General features: G+C 72.7%; 15 protein-coding genes. 7 read left to right on the top strand and 8 right to left on the bottom strand.

The annotated features are described in order from the left end of the window. Positions 1-289 precede the first annotated feature (289 nt). The 3 genes from OG494_RS27800 to OG494_RS27790 all read left to right on the top strand — a co-directional run bounded on the left by OG494_RS27800 (position 290) and on the right by OG494_RS27790 (position 2696). Positions 290-994: a lysophospholipid acyltransferase family protein gene (locus tag OG494_RS27800; RefSeq protein ID WP_328443570.1), complete on the top strand. Its 705-nt coding sequence runs from the start codon at positions 290-292 to the stop codon at positions 992-994. Beyond that, positions 994-2010, top strand: coding sequence for an NAD(P)H-dependent glycerol-3-phosphate dehydrogenase (locus OG494_RS27795; RefSeq protein ID WP_328443568.1), 1017 nt, complete (start codon positions 994-996; stop codon positions 2008-2010). Before OG494_RS27800 ends, OG494_RS27795 begins: the two co-directional genes overlap by 1 nt. Before the next feature lie 206 nt (positions 2011-2216). Then, positions 2217-2696: a cysteine dioxygenase gene (locus OG494_RS27790; protein WP_328443566.1), complete on the top strand. Its 480-nt coding sequence runs from the start codon at positions 2217-2219 to the stop codon at positions 2694-2696. A 68-nt stretch (positions 2697-2764) separates the two neighbouring features. On the opposite strand, the gene OG494_RS27785 is transcribed toward OG494_RS27790, so the two are convergent. Genes OG494_RS27785 through OG494_RS27760 form a run of 6 tightly spaced genes read right to left on the bottom strand, consistent with a single transcriptional unit; the run spans position 2765 to position 7588 of the window. Then, on the bottom strand, positions 2765-3742 hold the full coding sequence (locus OG494_RS27785; RefSeq protein ID WP_328443564.1) for an asparaginase: 978 nt from the start codon (positions 3740-3742) through the stop codon (positions 2765-2767). Continuing rightward, entirely contained in the window at positions 3739-4557 is an 819-nt protein-coding gene (locus OG494_RS27780) for a class I SAM-dependent methyltransferase (RefSeq protein ID WP_328443562.1), read from the bottom strand. The genes OG494_RS27785 and OG494_RS27780 overlap by 4 nt, the downstream gene beginning before the upstream one ends. Then, the gene (locus tag OG494_RS27775; protein WP_328443560.1) at positions 4554-4934 is read right to left on the bottom strand and encodes a VOC family protein; all 381 of its coding nucleotides are present in this window, start codon (positions 4932-4934) and stop codon (positions 4554-4556) included. The genes OG494_RS27780 and OG494_RS27775 overlap by 4 nt, the downstream gene beginning before the upstream one ends. A gap of 54 nt (positions 4935-4988) precedes the next feature. Then, positions 4989-5729, bottom strand: a complete 741-nt coding sequence (locus OG494_RS27770; protein ID WP_328443558.1) for an FAD:protein FMN transferase — start codon at positions 5727-5729, stop codon at positions 4989-4991. Further along, positions 5726-6229: an FMN-binding protein gene (locus tag OG494_RS27765; protein WP_328443556.1), complete on the bottom strand. Its 504-nt coding sequence runs from the start codon at positions 6227-6229 to the stop codon at positions 5726-5728. The genes OG494_RS27770 and OG494_RS27765 overlap by 4 nt, the downstream gene beginning before the upstream one ends. Before the next feature lie 12 nt (positions 6230-6241). Continuing rightward, a complete protein-coding gene (locus tag OG494_RS27760) occupies positions 6242-7588 on the bottom strand; it encodes a ferredoxin reductase family protein (RefSeq protein ID WP_328459044.1) in 1347 nt (448 codons plus the stop codon). Positions 7589-7735: 147 nt separating this feature from the next. Between OG494_RS27760 and OG494_RS27755 the strand changes: the two genes are divergently transcribed. Further along, entirely contained in the window at positions 7736-8452 is a 717-nt protein-coding gene (locus OG494_RS27755; protein ID WP_328443554.1) for a response regulator transcription factor, read from the top strand. Continuing rightward, complete coding sequence (locus tag OG494_RS27750) at positions 8449-9876, top strand: sensor histidine kinase (protein ID WP_328443552.1); 1428 nt, start codon at positions 8449-8451, stop codon at positions 9874-9876. The genes OG494_RS27755 and OG494_RS27750 overlap by 4 nt, the downstream gene beginning before the upstream one ends. Positions 9877-9908: 32 nt before the next feature. Here OG494_RS27750 and OG494_RS27745 read toward each other — a convergent pair whose 3' ends face one another. Both OG494_RS27745 and OG494_RS27740 read right to left on the bottom strand, forming a co-directional pair. Continuing rightward, positions 9909-10502: a dihydrofolate reductase family protein gene (locus OG494_RS27745; protein WP_328443550.1), complete on the bottom strand. Its 594-nt coding sequence runs from the start codon at positions 10500-10502 to the stop codon at positions 9909-9911. 69 nt (positions 10503-10571) lie between these two features. After that, positions 10572-11216, bottom strand: a complete 645-nt coding sequence (locus OG494_RS27740) for a pyridoxamine 5'-phosphate oxidase family protein (RefSeq protein WP_328443548.1) — start codon at positions 11214-11216, stop codon at positions 10572-10574. Positions 11217-11296: 80 nt separating this feature from the next. Here OG494_RS27740 and pdxR point away from each other — a divergent pair, with 80 nt between their 5' ends. Both pdxR and OG494_RS27730 read left to right on the top strand, forming a co-directional pair. Further along, positions 11297-12667, top strand: a complete 1371-nt coding sequence (pdxR, locus tag OG494_RS27735) for a MocR-like pyridoxine biosynthesis transcription factor PdxR (protein WP_328443546.1) — start codon at positions 11297-11299, stop codon at positions 12665-12667. A 121-nt stretch (positions 12668-12788) separates the two neighbouring features. Beyond that, positions 12789-13883: a D-alanine--D-alanine ligase family protein gene (locus OG494_RS27730; protein ID WP_328443544.1), complete on the top strand. Its 1095-nt coding sequence runs from the start codon at positions 12789-12791 to the stop codon at positions 13881-13883. The last annotated feature ends 24 nt before the right edge of the window (positions 13884-13907 follow it).

Raw genomic sequence — 13907 nt, 5'->3', positions numbered from 1 at the left:
GGCCAGTACGCCCCGCCTCGCCCCACCCCGGCCGACCCGCCCCACCCCGGCCGACCCGCCCCACCCCGGCCGACCCGCCCCACCCCGGCCGACCCGCCCCACCCCGGCCCACCCTGGCCGACCCGGCCCACCCCGGCCGACCCGGCTGGGGCGGGCCGGGCCGAGGGCGTTCGGGCCGGAGCAGGGGCGTTCCACCTGGGGGTGCGCGCCGTCAGCCACCCTCCCTGGACCGCTCCGACCCCGGCGCGGCAGGATCAAGGGCGGACGTGAGCTGTGGAGGAGGAAGACTGTGGCCCGGCGTGAAAAGGGCGGCTTCTGGGTGGGACTCGCCGCCGTACTGTTCTATCCGGTGACCGGGATCGGGCGGCGGGTGTACGTCGGGAACGAGAAGATCCCGCGCCAAGGGCCCGCGCTGCTCGTGATGAACCACATCTCGCACCTCGATCCCGTCGTCGACGCCGTGTTCGTGCACCGCCAGAAGCGGGTGCCGCGCTTCCTCGGCAAGGAGTCGCTGACCCGGACGCCGATCTTCGGGAAGATCTTCGTCGGCGCCGGGCAGATCCCCGTCTCGCGCGGCTCGGCCGCCGCCGGGGACAGTCTCAAGGCCGCGCACGACGCCCTCCAGCAGGGGAAGCTCGTCGTGATCTACCCCGAGGGCACCATCACCAAGGACCCGGCCGGCTGGCCGAAGGAGTCCTTCACCGGCGCCGCCCGGCTCGCGCTGCAGAACGACGTCCCGGTGATCCCGATCGCGCGCTGGGGCACCAGCCAGATCTTCAACGGCTACACGAAGAAGTTCACGCCGTTCCCGCGCAAGACCGTCACGCACTTCGTCGGCGACCCGCTCGACCTGTCCGCCTACCGCGGCGGCAACACGCGCAGCGCGTCGAAGCTGCGCGAAGTCACGAAGGTGATGATGGACGACGTGACCCGCCTGCTCGGCGAGGTCCGGCACGAGGAGCCGCCGGTGGCGAAGCCGGGGGATCCCGCCTGATGCGCGCCGACGTCCAGCGGGTCACTGTGCTCGGCGCCGGTTCGTGGGGCACCGCCTTCGCGAAGGTGCTCGGCGACGCCGGGCGCGACGTCACGATGTGGGCGCGCCGCGAGCAGGTCGCCGCGGACATCCGCGAGCGCCACGCCAACTCCGCGTACCTGCCCGGGATCGACCTGCCGGACACCATCACGGCGACCACCGACCCGGCCGAGGCCCTCGACGGCGCCGAGGCCGTGGTGCTGGGCGTGCCCAGCCAGAGCCTGCGGGCGAACCTCTCGGAGTGGCGCACCCTGCTGCCGGCCGACACGATCCTCGTCAGCCTCGCCAAGGGCGTCGAACTCGGCACGCTCAAGCGGATGAGCGAGGTGATCGCCGAGATCGTCGGGGTCCCGGCCGGCGAGGTCGTGGTCGTCACCGGGCCGAACCTGTCCAAGGAGATCGCCGCCGGGCAGCCGGCCGCGTCGGTGCTCGCCTGCGCCGACCACGAGCGCGCGGTGGCGATCCAGCGCGCCAGCGCCAACTCCTACTTCCGGCCCTACACCAACACCGACGTCGTCGGCTGCGAGCTGGGCGGGGCGTGCAAGAACGTCATCGCGCTGAGCACCGGGATGGCCGCGGGCCTCGGCCTCGGCACGAACACCATGGCGACACTGATCACCCGCGGCCTGGCCGAGATGGCCCGGCTCGGCGCGAAGCTCGGCGCCGACCCGCTGACGTTCGCCGGGCTCGCCGGGGTCGGCGACCTGGTCGCGACGTGCTCGTCGCCGCTTTCCCGCAACCGGACGTTCGGGGAGCGCCTCGGCCGCGGCGACACGCTGGAGCAGGCCCAGGCCGCCGCCGGCGGACAGGTCGCCGAGGGCGTCATGTCGTGCTCGTCGATCCGGGCGCTGGCCCACAGCGTCGGTGTCGACATGCCGATCACGGACGCGATGCACCGCGTCTGCCACGAGGGCGTCGACCCGCGCCAGGCCGGCGCCGAACTCCTGGGCCGCTCCCAGAAACACGAGTGGTCCTGACCGGCCGGGCGTGACGTACCGCCCGGATGCTGAGAGCCGCTTGACCGGCCTCCGGGCGGCTGGAACTCTGAGCGCCATGTTCGCGCACACCATGATCGAGCCGCGGGGTCGTCACGACCTCCGCGCCGTCGTGTGCGCGTGTCGCTGTTGTCGGTGAACCCCGCCCCGGCCCAGCTCGACACCCCTTTTCTTCTGTGAGGACCCTCATGTTCGCCGTCCCGGACAACACCCTGCTGCGTCCCGAGAACCCCGCGCTGCGCCACCCCGTGCGCGTCGCGCTGGAGGTCGCCGCCGATCGCGACCGTTGGAAGCACCTGCTGCGCTACGACCCGGAGGAGCGCTTCGCGGCGCTCGTCTCGAAGGACGAGCAGCAAGAGGTGTGGCTGATGAGCTGGCTGCCGGGCCAGCGCACCGACCTGCACGACCACGCGGTCGCCGGCGGCGCGTTCACCGTCGTCAGCGGCCACCTGACCGAGGCGGTCGCCCGCCGCGCGCCGGACGGCCGCGCGATCACCGAGCTGCACGCGCTCGCGGCCGGGCAGTCACGGGTGTTCGGCCCCGGCTACGTGCACGAGGTCCGCAACGAAGGCCCGGACCCGGCGGTCTCGCTCCACGTCTACCGCGACGCGGGCCGCGCGATGCGCTCGTACCACCTGGACCCGCTGAACGGCCCCGTCCGCGACTGACCTGCCGTGAAGGCCTCCTTGAGGGACTCAGAGTCCCTCAAGGAGGCCTTCACGGCACTTGGCCGGCGTCAGTCGAGGTCGCCGCGCAGGCGGAACTCCTGCTCGATGCGGGGGCGGTCGGCGCCGGTCGCCAGGAGCGTGTGCAGCAGGATGCGGGACTTGCGGGCGTCCAGCCAGCCCGCCATCGTCGCGCCCATCGCGATCAGGCTCGACTCCGAACCGCGGAAGCCGTACGTCGAGCGCAGCGTCGGCCCGGCACCCGTCCGGGACGCGACCACCACCGGCAGCCGCGAAACCAGCCGCTCGACGACGTCGGCCGTGCCGCCCGAGACGTGTCCGGCGCCCGTCGCGGCCAGCACCACCCCGCGCACGCGCGGATCCGCCGCGACCAGGTCCAGCACCGCGCCCGAATCGTCCAGGCCGGACTCGACCACCGGTACCAGCCCGGTGAAGTCGTCGCCGGAGAGCACCGGCGGCCGGGGCGGCGACGGGTGGAACCAGTGCACCGCCTGCTCGACGACCATGCCGAGCGGGCCCGCGGGCGCCGACGAAAACGCTTCCAGGTGGCTCGAATGCCCTTTCCGGACCCACCGCGCCGCGTGGACGTCGTCGTTCAGCGTCACCATCGCGCCACGCCCCCGGCCGCGGGGATCGGCCGCGATTGTCAAGGCGTTGCGCAGGTTCGCCGGGCCGTCCGGGCTGAGCAGGCCCGCGTTGCGCATCGCGCCAGTGACGACCACCGGGATCTCCGACGGCCAGCACAGGTCCAGGAAGTACGCCGTCTCCTCGAGGGTGTCGGTGCCCTGGACGACCACGAACCCGTCGGCTTCCTGCACCAGCCCCCAGTCGCGGCAGCGCAGCAGCGTCGCGAAGTCCATCGACGCGCTGCCGATGCCGGCCAGCGTCTCCGCCCGCACCTCGAACGGCAGGTCGCCGAGCCCGGCGAGCAGCTCCGCGGCGCCGAACCGCGGCACCGCGCCGCCGGAACCGCTCGAAGGGGCCATCGAGATGGTGCCGCCCAGGGTGGCGACCGCGATCAGGGTCATTTGACGGCCTGGAGCGTGTAGCTCGCCGCGATCCGCTGGGGCGTGTCCTTCATCCGCCACTCGTCGACGGCCTCGTCGTGCGCCATCTGGCCCGGGACGGCGTTCCACGGCACGCTGTCGTGCTCGGTGAGCCCGGTCAGCGTGAGCCCGTTGGCCAGCAGCGCCGTGACGACCTCGCCCAGCGAATGGGCCCACTCGTGGGTCACCGTCGAGGTCAGTTCGCCGTCGACCCGGACGTAGGTGCCCGGCTCGTCGAACACGAGCGGCTCGGCGTGCTCGAAGTATGGGTACCGCGGCACCGCCGGGTCCACCGTCTCGTCCAGCGTGCCCAGCATCGGGTGCCCTTCGCGGATGAACAGCCGCCCGCCCGGCCGCAGCAGGCCCGCGACGACCTCGGCCCAGCGCGTCACCGAAGGCAGCCAGCACAGCGCGCCGATCCCGGTGTAGACCAGGTCGAAGGTCTCCGCGCCCAGCACGGAGACGGCGTCGTAGACGTTGGCTTCGTGGTAGTCGACGTCCGCACCCGCGGCCTCGGCCAGCCGCCGGGCCTCGGCCAGCGCCGCGCCCGAGAAGTCCACCCCGGACATCCGCGCGCCCAGCCGCGACAGCGACACCGTGTCCGTGCCGAGGTGGCACTGCAGGTGCACGCCGCGCAACCCCGCGATGTCACCCAGCCGCGGCCGGTCGAACCGCACGACGGCGCTCAGGTACGCCGGATCCGCGGCGAAGCCGGCGAAGTTGTAGTCCGGCGACGCCGCGTGCAGCGGCGCGCGCTCGTCCCAGTTGGCCTTATTGATCGTGAACGAGTCCGTCACGGCGTCGTCGCGCGCTCGGCCTTGCTGCGCAGCACGCAGAACTCGTTGCCCTCGGGGTCGGCGAGCACGGCCCAGCCGGTGCCGTCGTCGTTGCGCCGGTCGTGGACGAGCGTGGCGCCCAGCCCGATCAGGCGCGTGACCTCTTCGTCACGCGGGACGTCCGGTTGCAGGCACAGGTGCAGGCGGTTCTTGACCGTCTTCGGTTCGGGCACTTTCAGGAACAGCAGGGCGGTGCCGTCGGACAGCTCGATGCCGACCTCGTCGTCACCCGGGTGGTCGCCGTCCGGGATCGGTTTCCCGGTGACCTGGCTCCAGAACTGGCAAAGGGTGTACGGGTCGGCGCAGTCGACGGACACGTTCAGCACGGCGGAAGGCATGCGCAGAGTCTGGCCGAGCGGCCGTGCCGGTGCGACCGGTTTTGGCGGATGCGGTCAGGAAGCCAGGAGGAGCCCCGCGGTCCGGTGCATCCGGCGGCTGTCGTCGACGATGAGGATCTCGCAGCCCGGCCGGTCCGCCGCCCACGTGATGCCCTCGGCGCCCATCGCGAACGCCGCCGTGGCCAGCGCGTCCGCGGTGACCAGGTCCCCGGCCACCACCGTGACGCTCATCAGGCCGGTCGCCGGCGTGCCGTCGCGGCCGTCGAGGATGTGCGAGCCGCGCTCGTAGGCCGCCGACGTCGCGATGGCGCCGTTGCGCGACTCCAGCACCGCGCACACGGCCAGGGGCTGCTCGGGGTGGCGCACGCCGACCCGCCACGGCCGCCCGGGTTCGGGTTCGCCGGCGGTGACGACGTCGCCGCCCGCGTTGAGGCAGAACGTCGTCGCGCCTTCGGCCTTGAGCATGTCGGCGGCGCGCTGCACCGCCCAGCCCTTCACCACCGCGCACGGGTCGAGGCCGCGGCCGGGCAGCCGCGCCCGGAACGCGCCGCCGGAGAGCTGCTCGTAGTACGCGCAGAGCTCCAGCACCTCGATCAGGTCGTCGCTCAGGTCCTCGGCCGGCAGCTCGCCGCGGTCGTAACGGCTGACCTCGCTGTCCTGCTTGAACGGGCTGAACCTGGCGTCGACGTCGCGGAACCACGCGAAGACGTCGTCGACGACCTCGGCGAAATCGCCGTCGTCCCGCAGGTCGAGGGAGATCGGCAGGCCCATCACCTGTTCCACGCGGTTCGTCATCGGTTGCCCCGGGCGTCGATGGCGGCCTGCAGCGACGTCTTGTACGACTCGCTCGTCTCGGTCGCGCCGGTCACCGTGTCGATCTTCGCGCTCTGCGCCTTGATCGCCTCCTCCTGCAGCTTCGGCAGGGCAGTGAGGGCGCGGCCGCCGTCCGGCGCCTGCAGCAGGGTGATCGCGGCCATCCGGGAACCGGTGAAGGTCACCTGGACCTGCACGGTCCCGTAGGTGCTCCACTCGGCGGTGCCCTGCGTGGTCACCGTCGCGTTAGCACTGTCCGGAGTGGACGATGGCGGCGGCGCGGACGTCGTGGGGGAGGTGGACGTGCCCCCGGTCGGCCCGCCGGCCGAAGTGGACGGTGGCGCGGCTGATGTGGACGGTGCGACCACGGCCGGCGGCGCCTGGGCGACGGCGGCGTTCTGCACCGGCGGCCCGGGTTCGAACCGCCAGACCGCGATGAACCCCGCGATCGACAGCGCGACGACGAAGATGGTTCTCTTCATGACGACGTCTCCCTAGGCCGCGAGGCTGAAGCGTTCGGCGTGGACCTGGGCCTTGGGCACGCGCAGCTCCCGCAGGCTGCGCAGCACGGCCGACGTCATCCCCGGCGGGCCGCAGACGAAGACGTCGCGCTCGTGCACGTCGGGCACCATCATGTGCAGGTTCGCCGGGCCGAGCATCGTGCCGCGCGGGCCGACCGCCTGGTCGGGTCCGGTGAGGACACTCACCATCGCGCCGCGGGTCTTGGCCAGCTCGTTCAGCTCGGGCAGCAGTACCGCGTCGGCCTGGGTGCGCACCCGGTACAGCACGACGACGTGGCCTTGGATGTCCTCCAGCAGCGCGCGGATCGGCGTGATGCCGACGCCGCCCGCCACGAGCAGGGCGTCGGGGCGCCGCTGGTGGATCGTGGTGAACGCGCCGTACGGGCCTTCGGCGAACACCCGCGTCCCGATGCGGAGGTTGCGCAGCGACGCGCTGGCGTCGCCGAGCGCCTTCGCGGTCAGGCGCAGCGTGCGGCCGTCGGGTGCGGCGGACAGCGAGAAGGGGTTGGCCTGGTACCAGCGGTCCTTGGTGAGGAACCGCCACAGGAAGAACTGGCCGGCGCGGGCCGGCATCCGGTCGAGGTGCTTGCCGCTCATGTAGACCGAAACCACGTCCGGGGCCTCGGAAACCACCGCGGTGACGCGCAGCCGGTGGCGCAGGTTCCGCCACAGCGGGAGCAGTACGCGCCCGGCGAGGACGGCGGCGCCGGCGCTGAGCCAGAGCGTCCACCAGTAGCCCTTCGCCATCGGCGAGCCGGCGAACGACGTCCCGAGCGCGATCTGGTGCGTGAACGCGAGGAACACCGCGGCGTAGGTGTAGAGGTGGATGAAGTGCCACGTCTCGTACGCGAGCCGCTTGCGCGCGAACTTCGCGGACGCCGCCCCGACGATGAGGATCACCGCGAACGCGACCAGCGCGCGCAGGATGCCCTCCAGCTGGTTCGCCATGTCCACCAGCTCGTCGACGACGCCGTGGTTCTCGACCTCGGCGTACCCGAAGACGATGAAGACCAGGTGCGCGAGCAGGGTCCACAGGATCGTGAAGCCGGTCCAGCGGTGCCACGTCGTGAGCCGGTCCATCCCGATCCGCCGGTCCAGCCAGGGCAGCCGGGCCACCAGCAGCAGCTGGAACGCCATCGCGAGCGCGCCGTACAGCCCGGCCAGCCTGCCGATGCTGATCAGCACGTTGGGCGAGAGCCCGGCCTGCGCGAACAGGGTGGTCGCGGCGGCCACGTTGGCGCCCAGGATGAGGAAAAGGCCGGATTTCGCGGCGATCCGGGGGCGGATCGCCGGGCGCGTGGCCTCGGCGGTCTGCGTCATGCTGGTCACACGGATCCCCCTCGGGTTCGGTTCACGAAGGCCAGCCTCGCCACCGAGCCTGTGGCGAGTCTGGGTGCCGGCTGTCGGGTTCCTGTCGGCCCGGGCCACCGGTCGCCGCCGGCTCGCGCGCCGGGAGAAGATGGAGTGGTGCAGCCCTCCGAACCCGTGCGCCTGCTCGTCGTCGACGACGAGCCGCACATCGCCGACCTCGTCGCCACCGTCGCCCGGTACGAGGGCTGGCAGGCGGTCACGGCCGGCTCCGGCAAGGCCGCGCTGAGCGAGGCGGCGGCGTTCGCGCCGGACATCGTGGTGCTGGACCTGATGCTGCCCGACCTCGACGGCTTCACCGTCCTCGACCGGCTGCGCGCGAACGGCAGCGCGGTGCCCGTGGTGTTCCTCACGGCCAAGGACGCGACGGCGGACCGGATCGCCGGGCTCACCCGCGGAGGTGACGACTACCTGGTGAAACCGTTTTCCGTGGAGGAGCTGATGGCGCGGCTGCGGGCCGTCCTGCGCCGCAGCACCGGCGCCGCGCTCCCGGCCGCGGCGCGCGGGTCCGTGCTGCGCGTCGGGGATCTGACGCTGGACGAGGACACCCGCGAGGTCCGCCGCGGTGACGGGGCGCCGGCCGAGCTGACTCCGACCGAGTACGAGCTTCTGCGCTATCTGATGCGCCGCTCGCCGTCGGTGCTGACGAAGGCGCAGATCCTCGACCACGTCTGGGAGTACGACTTCGGCGGCCGGTCCAATGTGGTCGAACTGGTCATCTCGCACCTGCGGCGCAAGATCGACGCGGGCGCGGGCGAACCGCTGATCCACACCGTGCGCGGCGTCGGGTACGTCGTGCGTCAGGTCAACCGGTGACGGGCTTCTTCCGCCGGTGGTACGGCGCCTGGCAGCGCACCCGGCTCGGCACCCGCATCACGCTCGGCCTCGGCGCGCTCGCCCTGGTGGTGTTCGCCGCCGTCGGCGTCACGACGGTCGGCATCATGCACGGCTACCTCGACCGGCGCCTCGACGAGCAGCTGTCCAAGAGCCAGAACACCCAGCTGCCGAAGCTGCGTGAGACGCACGGCTCGCCGCAGTCGGTCTACTCCTGGTACTCGGCCCTGTACTCGGTGCGTGACGGCGTCGCGACGCCCGAACCGGGCGGGATGCTGCCCGGCGACGCCCAGCAGCTCGCGAAGATCGCGGCCGACGCGGCCTCGGGCGACGTCACCCGCAACATCTACCTGCACGACGACGGGCCCTACCGGGTCCGCGCCTGCCCGGTCGACACCGATTCGGTGTTGCTGAGCGCCGCGCCGCAGGGGGATCTCAACGGGACGGTCCGGCAGCTGGTCTGGGTCGAGGTCGGCGCGTTCGCGTTCGCGCTGGCCGTGCTGGTCGTCGTCGGACGGCTGGTGCTGCGCCGCGGCCTGCGCCCGCTGGCCGACATGGCCGGTACCGCGCACGACATCGCCTCCCACGACCTCACCGCGAACCCCGCCCTGCCGGTGCGCGCGTCGGGCAGCGGCGGCGGCGTCGAGGTGGAGGAGCTGCGGACGGCGTTCAACGTGATGCTGGCCCACATCGACACGTCCCTGGCGGCCAAGACCGAGGCGAACGAGCGGCTGCGCCGGTTCGTCGCCGACGCGTCCCACGAACTGCGCACACCGCTGACGTCGATCCGGGGTTACGCCGACCTCTTCCGCTACGCGGCGGCGAACGAGCCGGCGGAACGCGAGGCGCACCTGAGCAAGATCCGCGAGGAGACGGCGCGGATGACCGTGCTCGTCGACGACCTCCTGCTGCTGGCCCGCCTCGACGCGCGGGCGGCCGAGACGCCGTTGCGCCCGGAACGGACGGACCTGGCCGAGCTGGCCGGCGACGCGGCGGACGCGTTCGCCGCCGGCCGGCCCGACCACCCGCTGACGTCGTCACTGGACGCGGCGGCGGTGGACGCCGACCCGCTGCGGCTGCGGCAGGTGCTCGACAACCTGCTGGCCAACGCGGCCGTGCACACCCCGCCGGGGACCGCGGTGCACGTCGCGGTGACGGTCGAGGGCGCCGAGGCCGTCGCGCGGGTCACCGATGCCGGGCCCGGCGCCATTGCCCCGGCCGACCAGGAGCGGATCTTCGACCGGTTCTTCCGCATCGACGACTCGCGCACCCGCTCGGGCGGCGGCACCGGGCTCGGGCTGTCGGTGGTGCAGTCCCTGGTGACGGCGCACGGCGGCACGGTCTCGGTGGAGTCCGCCCCGGGCCGCACGACCTTCACCGTCCGGCTCCCGCTGGCCCGCTCGTGAGTGGTTAGGGCGGTTCTAACCGCCCTGACCACTCACGACGAGGTGACCTGGTCGTAGTAGGCGATGATCACGCCCTTGGTGGTCGCGACGCTGCGGGTGAGCGTGAACTCGGTGTAGGGAGCGGGGTCGGCGAACAGGCGCAGGCCGCCACCGAGGGCCAGCGGGTGGATCAGCAGGGCGTAGTGGTCGATCAGCCCGGCCGCGTGCAGCGCGTGCACGAGCGAGGCGCTCCCGATGACCGAGAGGTCGTTGCCGGGCGTGGCTTTCAGCTCGGCGACCGTCTTCGCCGCGTCTCCCCGCAGGAGCACGGAGTTCTGCCACTTGCCGGCGTCGTCGAGGGTGGTCGAAGCGACGTACTTGGTGGCGGCGTTCAGGTGCGTGGTGAACGGGTTGCCGTCCGTCTGCCCGGCCCACGCGCCGATGAAGTCCTCCCAGGTGCGGCGGCCGAACAGCATGTCGCCGGGCTTGCCCATGCCCCGGCTCATCTCCTCGCCCAGGACCTCGTCCTGGTAGCGGCCGCCCCAGCCGCCGTGGGTGAAACCGCCGCGGGTGTCCTCGTCGGGGCGGCCGAGGCTCTGCACGACGCCGTCGAGGGTGACGTTCATGGTGACGCTGATCGCGCGCACGGGGTTTCCTTCCGCTTGCTTCCTCTGTCGCCGCCTATACGAACGGCGACCGCGCGGATCGACACCGTGCTACCCCCGATCGGTGATGTGCGGCGGAATCACCCAGCCGGGGGAGAGGTCGGCCGACGGCTCTGGCTCGCCGAAGACCGTCCGCACCGGCAGCACCCCGGCCCACGCGGTGTCCGCGCCGACGTCGTCCGGCTCGTCGTCCGGGCCTTCCGCGCGCATCTTCACCGACGCTTCGGCGAGGTCGAGGGAGAGCACGCTGACCGCGGCGAACTCCTTCGCGTTCACCTCCCGCGCGTGGTCCCACGAGCCCGGCGCGAGGTGGTCGGTGAGCACCTTGAGGCCGTGCATCTTGGCTTCGGTGCCGGTGACGAGCTTCGCCTTCCCGAGGATCACCGCGCTGCGGTAGTTCATCGAGTGGTTGTTCACCGAGCGCGCGTAGACGATGCCGTCGAGCAGCGTGACCGTGACGCAGACGTCGAGGTCCTCCGACGCCGTGCGGAGGCTCGACGCGCCGGTGGAGCCGTGCAGGTAGAGCGTGTCGCCGTCGCGGCCGTAGCCGGTGGGCAGGACCAGCGGGACGCCGTCGCGGACGACGCCGAGGTGGCAGATCAGGCCGTCGTCCAGGACGGCGTGCAGCACGGCGCGGTCGGTGACGGCCCGGTTCTTCTTGCGGCCGAGCGTGGTGCGGGGCGTGGTGGACAGCATGCGATCAGCGTCTCGCCCGGCAGTGGCATCGGAAAATGTCCACTTCTCGTACACTTGGGAAGTCCACTTGAGGAGGTCCCGTGACCCACGCCGACACCGCGCTCCCGGTCAGCCTCGACCGCGCGTCCGTCACGCCGCTCGCCGTCCAGCTCGCGGACGCGCTGCGTGAGGCGGCGGCGTCCGGGCACCTGCGCGGCGGCGACCGGCTGCCGTCGACGCGCGCGCTGGCCGGGCGGCTCGGCGTCAGCCGCACCGTGACGTCGGCCGCCTACGAGCAGCTCCACGCGGAAGGGTGGATCGCCGGGCGGCACGGCTCCGGTACGTACGTGACGACGCCGCCGTCGTTCTCGGCTTCGGAAGTGCCGGCGCCCGCTGTCCCGGCTCCCGACGCCGAGCCGCCGTCGCTGCTGGACCTCGGCCCGGGCACGCCGTGGGCGGCCGGGCTGGACCGCGCGGCCTGGCGGCGGGCCTGGCGCGCCGCGGCCGACCCGGACCCGCTGATCCGCGCCCACCGAGCCGGGCTGCCGGAGTACCGCGCGGCGGTGTCGGAGCACCTGCTGCGCCACCGCGGCCTGGCGGCGGGTTCGGTGCTGGCCACCGGCGGCACGACCGCCGCAGTCGTCGAGCTGGCCTCGGCGGTGCTCGAGCGAGGCGACATCGTCGCCGTCGAAGAGCCCGGCTACCAGCGCGCGGTGCAGGCGTTTCTCCGGGCGGGCATGCGGGTGGTCGGCGTCCCGGTGGACGAGGAGGGGCTGCGGCCGGAGGCGATCCCGGCGGGCGCGCGGGCGGTGTACTGCTCGCCGGCGCACCAGTACCCGATGGGCAGCAGGCTGAGCGCGGCCCGGCGGGTTTCGCTGGTCGAGCTGGCGCGGGCGTCGTCGATGCTGGTGATCGAGGACGACTACGACGGCGAGCTCCGCTTCGACGTCGCGCCGCTGCCGATGCTGGCTTCCCTCGCCCCGGACGTCGTGGCCCACCTCGGGACGACGTCGAAGATCCTCACGCCGACGCTGGGCGCGGGCTGGATGGTGGCCCCGGAGGCGATCACGTCGGCGGTGCTGGCGTACCGCGACCTGACGGGCACGCGGCCGTCCCCGGCGGGGCAGCGGGTGCTGTACGAGTTCGCGCGCAACGGCGATCTGGGCCGGCACCTGCGCAAGATCCGCCGTGAGATGGCGGAGCGCCGGACGCTGCTGGCGGGGGCTTTGGCGGGGGCGGGCATCCCGGTCCGCGGCGACGACGCGGGGGCGCACCTGGTGGTGCCGTTCCCGTCGGCCGCGGTGGAGGCCTCGGTGATCGCGACGGCGGAGCGGCGCGGGATCCGGCTTGACGGTCTGGCGCGGCACTTCGCGGGGGTGCCGACGGCGCACGGGGTGGCGATCGGCTACGCGGGCTGTAGCCGGGAAGCGCTGGTCGCGGCGCTGCCGACCTTGGTGTCGGTGCTGCGCTGACAAAGCCCCTCGTAGCTAACGACGTGCCGGGTCCGCCGGGGTTGCGTTCGTCGCGCGCGGGGTCGCGCTCGTCGCACGGGGCTGGGCTGTTCGCCGAGGTCACCGGGTACGGTGGCTCACCATGAGCGAGAAGATCCGGGTGGCGGTCGTGTTCGGCGGGCGCAGCAGCGAGCACACCATCTCGTGCCTGTCCGCGGGCAGCGTCCTGGGGAACCTCGACCCGGAGCGGTTCGAAGCCGTGCCGGTCGGCATCACCCGGGAAGGCCGCTGGGTGCTCGGCACCGGTGACTCCGCGCAGCTCGCCATCCGCGGTCGTGAACTGCCGTCGGTCGACGACGGCAAGGGTCTCGTCCTCGCGGGCGATCCGTCCAGTCAGGGGCTCGTCGCCGTCGAGCCGGGCCGGGAAAGTGAGCTGCTGTCCCAGGTGGACGTCGTCTTCCCGGTGCTGCACGGCGCCTTCGGCGAGGACGGCACCATCCAGGGCCTCCTCGAGCTCGCCGGCATCCCGTACGTCGGGCCGGGTGTGCTCGCCAGCGCGGCCGCCATGGACAAGGAGACCGCGAAGAAGCTCCTGGCCGCCGAAGGGCTTCCGGTCGGCACCTTCGCCGCGCTCCGCCGTGGACAGTCCACTTTGGACGAAGCCGGCCGTGCGAAGCTCGGCCTGCCGGTGTTCGTGAAGCCGTCGCGCGCCGGATCGTCGGTCGGCATCAGCCGTGTGACGTCCTGGGACGACCTCGACGCCGCCATCGAGCTGGCCCGCGCCACCGACCCGAAGGTCCTCGTGGAGGCCGCCGTCGTCGGGCGTGAGGTCGAGTGCGGGGTCCTCGAGTTCCCGGACGGCCGCGTCGAAGCGTCGCTCCCGGCCGAGATCCGTGTCCTGTCCGAGGACGAAAACGCCTGGTACGACTTCGAAACCAAGTACCTCGGCGACGACGCCGAGCTGGACATCCCGGCCAAGCTCGACGACGCCGTCACGGAAAAGCTCCGCACCATGGCGGTCGAGGCCTTCCGCGCGCTGGACTGCCAGGGCCTCGCCCGCGTCGACTTCTTCGTGGGCGCCGACGGCGAGCCGAGCATCAACGAGGTCAACACCATGCCCGGCTTCACGACGAAGTCCGCCTACCCGAAGATGTGGGAGGTCACGGGCATCGACTACCCGACCCTGCTGACCACGCTCATCGAAACGGCGATCGCCCGGGGCACCGGCCTGCGCTAGCCAAAGTCCGTGAAGGCCACCTTG

The organism is Amycolatopsis sp. NBC_00438, assembly GCF_036026695.1.
In the GTDB taxonomy this organism is placed as follows: domain Bacteria; phylum Actinomycetota; class Actinomycetes; order Mycobacteriales; family Pseudonocardiaceae; genus Amycolatopsis.
Note: the sequence above shows the minus strand (reverse complement) of the source record. Positions and strands in the feature narration are given on the sequence as shown.